The sequence below is a fragment of the bacterium genome (assembly GCA_040755795.1).
Lineage (GTDB): Bacteria > UBA9089 > CG2-30-40-21 > CG2-30-40-21 > SBAY01 > JBFLXS01.
Genome location: JBFLXS010000345.1, coordinates 1 through 4,365, shown reverse-complemented (window position 1 = coordinate 4,365; position 4,365 = coordinate 1). Strand labels below are relative to the sequence as shown.

Genomic DNA, 4,365 nt, shown 5'->3' with positions numbered 1-4,365 from the left:
AAGCAAACTTAACAAAGCAATAGGTTGTTCACCACCTTATTTTCCTTCCTTTGCGTCCTTTGCGAAACCTTCCTTTGCGCTCTTTGCGGTTAAATCTTTATACCTTTAAAAAACTTGAACATCGAGTATTAATATTATCTAAAAAGTTGAGAATGACTTCCTGTACGATAAAGAACAAGTTCATCGTTCTCTATTGCGTAAATCAGAATCCAATCGGGTTCAATATGACAATTACGCTTATTCTTATATTTGCCGATGAGTGGATGGTCATGGTATTTATGAGGTAATTTCCTTCCTTGGGCAAGTTCCTCAACAGTACTCAGTAACTTCTCAATATCTTCCCCCACTTCGTAAAAGTCGTTTAATGTCTCGTTTGAACTGGGTTGTTCTTCGAATAGTCAGATTCAAGATAACAAATCCTTTCGTAATTCTTCGACAGAATGAAATACAGGCACGGTAGATTTGTCTTCGTCAAATGCTTTCAAGGTCGTTTCATTCGGGATTTCAAGTTTACCAAAACTATGTCGAATATCTTTATCTTTCAGAATATATCGTGTGACAGCCACGCGGTCTTTTTTTGGTAATGCCCGAAAGACCCGATAAAACGCCTCTCCTGTAGTGATTCTTACAGATTGAGATTTTTCCAATTCTTTCTTTGATGTCAACATCTTTGGCACTCCTTTTTTAAACTAATCGGGATTTTTTTGAGTGTCACCTCCACTTTTGCCCTGTTAGAAATACCTACGATTGATTGTTTCACTCCCACTTTCTCATCACTCCTCTACTTAATAGATATTTCTAACGGGGTTTGCCTATTATAGGAATATGTTATCAAAATCTTTCCCTATTCTCAACAAAATTTTTGGACCGATTACCAAAAAGATCAAAAACCTGTTCCTTGATTTTCATCAGAGCTTGCCCTGGTCTGAACTTGATTCAGGGCATTTCAGAGGCAGGCTCTGACAGGCTCAGGAGTTAGCTCAGAATGGTTGTGCAAAAAGACTAACCCTGACCTGGCGCCAGGCCAGGCTTCATAACCCCTAAACCAAACCAGCCTCCTAACCCTTTCACCAAAAACTCCTAAATATATCCCCTTTATCTCCATATCTCCTTTTCTAACACAGGTCTAAAGTTACCTGCATAGGTCGAAATTTTTCGACCTATGCGGTTAGGTTTTAGGTTATTGACGCTGAAAGCGTCAAATTTTAAATAACCGTAGATGCAATCTACGGAAATAAACGCCCGCAAAACTCGACCCTGAAAGGGTCGAATGTAATCCATGGTTAGAATTCAACCCTTTCAGGGTTGAGTAGTAAGCAGGAGTTTTCCTTCTCTCCGTAGATTTTATCTACGGTTATGTAAAAGTCAAACCTTTCAGGTTTGAGGAAATTTACTTGTAATTTCTAACCGCACAGGTCGAAGTTTTTCACAACGCTCACAGAGATATAGACTTATAATGTAATGTTCTTTATAAACAGATTCCTTAAAAAGGAACAGGAAGGCTGTTTTAACCGTCGTCCAAAAGTAGCCACACCCAAAGGATTTCTCCTCTTGTGAAGCTCAAACGGTAGATGAACTTCATATTCTGCCGAAACAATCACCCTGCTGATAAAAATGTTCACATATCGCAGGAAAGGCACAATCATCGTCTTCGGCGAACCGTTGCCAGAAAAGTTGGTGCAAAAAAGTAAAAAGTAGATTTAGAATTCATTATTCCTTTATTAACCCGGAAAACGAATCCTGTGAATCGGTTCAATTATGTTTAAGTCCAACATCACTTTTGCTTTGCGTGGACCTCCATCTCTATTTCTAAATCCCTCCATAAAAGTTCCAAAATTCTCACATAATTTTTTATCAATTTCAATAATCCAAATTTCTTCCAATATGAATTTAGTCTTACGCAAGCGAGAAGGAGCACCACGGGATATTCTCTCTTCTTCGTACTCCGATAATCCGCCTTTAAGTTTATCATGCCAGAGTTGAAAACTCCTGTCCTCATCGTTAAAAACAGCATCGCCTATCCCCAATATAAAGCCAACTGCACCATAATCCTTAATCGCCTGGAGAGTTGCTCGTCTGTCGGTACCAGGAACTTTGTGAGTTTGTAGTCCACGAGGATTTTGACGAATATGTGCCTTAAAATCCCAAGGAATTTCCGCAAAAGCATCAAAATCAGCGAAACCATACCTCTGTCTTGAAAAATCAAACAGCTGCGTAAGTTTCAAGTATTGTTCACACAGCTCTTGAAATCGCCAACCACTCCATTCCGTTTGTTTCAAATATTGGCTGTTAGTATTCTTCCAATCTAAATAAACTTGACGAGCATCCCATCTTTTAGGCATCTGTGATAATGCTTTAATGATTTTATTTAATAATTGTGTTGATATTATCATATGTTAATAACTGAATTATTGTGTAAATGCTTAAATGCAGAAGCAAATTTTGGAAAAATCTTTTGATTTATTTCTTCTATAAGACATGCGTTATGCTTTACATTTTCATTATTTTTGCCTGCATTTTTTTTAACCACACGGTTTGTTAACTCTGAATATTCAAGCTTTGAAATAAGCTGTCTATCAACAGGAATATTGTCCAATATCGGTAATGAGAGTAGAGTTTTTTCTGAAATCGTCATACCACCATCATTAATACGCCACCACCAATAAGCAAAACTGCTGTTTAGTAAGAGATATGCGAGGTCATATTCTTGTTTATTGTAAAAATACAAAATCCTGAAGGAGGAACGATTCACTTCTTTTCGCAATGCAGAAATAAAATATCGTGGTGTTGATGGGATAACAAGTTTATATGGAGTTGGATGGGAAGAGATAAGATATGCTAAACATTTTTTTGTCTTACTTAATTCGTTGTACAATGGCAAAAGTTCTTTTTGAATCTTGGGGAAAATATCTGATATCGCTTCTACATTTGTTAAATAATCATCAATATGCTCCAGCATTTTGGCACGCTCTTTTGTGCGCCATCGCAATAAGGGGGTAATTCTGAAAGAACGAGATTCGCTTTCTGTTTTAGCTACAATAATACCCGCCCTTATACTATTGACTTTGTTTGTATTGGTTGACCCAAATTTAAAACCTCTAAATATAGTGTCGGGAACATTATCAAAACAATAAATTGAAATATCCCTCATATTGGTAAGCAGTAATTGACGTAAAGTTCTGAATCTTTGTCCATGCGTAAAAGTTTGTGGCGAAATTGAAACAAATCCTTTTGATAACTTTATAACCCGTTCTAAAAAGTAGGCATATAAATTCCGTGACTTTGCACTCTTAAACAAATTGTCAGGTTCCACTTCCACATATGGAGGATTTAGAATAGCAAAGTCAAATACCGGGAGATTGGGTGAAAAAAGAAAATCAGCAACTATAAAACGAGGTGCTATATCAAGAAATAAACTCCTTGACTTATTTTGAAATGCCAGCGTGAATAAAGTACGCGCAATAAATAATGCCAGAGCATCTTTGTCAATCAAATAAAGTTGATTAACTAAAAAACTCTCGGGATTTTCTTGTAATTTAACCAACCAAAAAGAAAGATTACCCACTCCAGAACATGGGTCAACCCAAATTTTACCCATTGGGAAAGAAAGGGCTTTTTTAGCCATCACTTGAGCAACATCAGTAGGAGTAAAATATTGCCCTTCTTGTTTTCTTCTATCTCTATTAAAGCGTGACAAAGAGTATTCATAAAGTGTTGCTATTTCTCCAATTGAAATAGAATCAAGTATATCTGAATCTTGAATGTTTGCGTTAGAAAACTCTTTTTGTTTCAAAAGATAATCAAAGTGAGATTGCCGGAGTTTATAGATATGGGTGGCTAAAATTGAATACCATGCATTATCAATCCCAAACTTATCTATTAGGATATTTAATTTTTGAATTGCAAATTTAGAAATATCCTTCTGCTTTAATTCTCCTATTTTGTTAACAGATGACTGATAAGCCAGTGCTGGGAACAGATTTTCTCTTACAAAAAGAGGCTTTTCCCTTTTCTGTTTATATTTTATTTTTGTTTTCATCTTTTACCTCATTTTTATATATAAACCCAGGTTCGTCTGAGCATCAAATCTGGCTCCCCGGGTAGGGCTCGAACCTACAACCTAGCGGTTAACAGCCGCTCGCTCCACCATTGAGCTACCGAGGAACCTCTATTAATATTATACGGGTTAAATAACTACTTGTCAAGAAAAATTTTTAGTGTTGTTACGTAAGAGAGCGGAGAGCGTTGCGTAGAACTTAAGGCTATATTTACGGTGCGTGGCATTGTGTTACCTCATTTCTTGCCATCTTTTTGTTTCTCTTGACATTTTGGAGTCCCAAAAGATAACCCAGAGGGTCATTAACC

The 4,365-nt window shown here is 36.7% G+C and carries 3 protein-coding genes, 1 tRNA gene and 1 pseudogene; all 5 read right to left on the bottom strand.

Translation table 11 applies throughout. The features are described 5' to 3' along the window. Positions 1 to 134: 134 nt before the first annotated feature. The 5 genes and pseudogenes from AB1414_16285 to AB1414_16265 all read right to left on the bottom strand — a co-directional run bounded on the left by AB1414_16285 (position 135) and on the right by AB1414_16265 (position 4,164). Positions 135 to 408 (bottom strand): annotated as a pseudogene (locus AB1414_16285) (type II toxin-antitoxin system YafQ family toxin). After that, on the bottom strand, positions 405 to 668 hold the full coding sequence (locus tag AB1414_16280; GenBank protein MEW6608976.1) for a hypothetical protein: 264 nt from the start codon (positions 666 to 668) through the stop codon (positions 405 to 407). The pseudogene AB1414_16285 and the gene AB1414_16280 overlap by 4 nt, the downstream one beginning before the upstream one ends. 1,053 nt (positions 669 to 1,721) lie before the next feature. Beyond that, positions 1,722 to 2,393: a hypothetical protein gene (locus tag AB1414_16275; GenBank protein ID MEW6608975.1), complete on the bottom strand. Its 672-nt coding sequence runs from the start codon at positions 2,391 to 2,393 to the stop codon at positions 1,722 to 1,724. Then, positions 2,390 to 4,039: an N-6 DNA methylase gene (locus AB1414_16270; protein MEW6608974.1), complete on the bottom strand. Its 1,650-nt coding sequence runs from the start codon at positions 4,037 to 4,039 to the stop codon at positions 2,390 to 2,392. Before AB1414_16270 ends, AB1414_16275 begins: the two co-directional genes overlap by 4 nt. Before the next feature lie 50 nt (positions 4,040 to 4,089). Then, a tRNA-Asn gene (locus AB1414_16265) sits at positions 4,090 to 4,164 on the bottom strand. Positions 4,165 to 4,365: the final 201 nt, after the last annotated feature.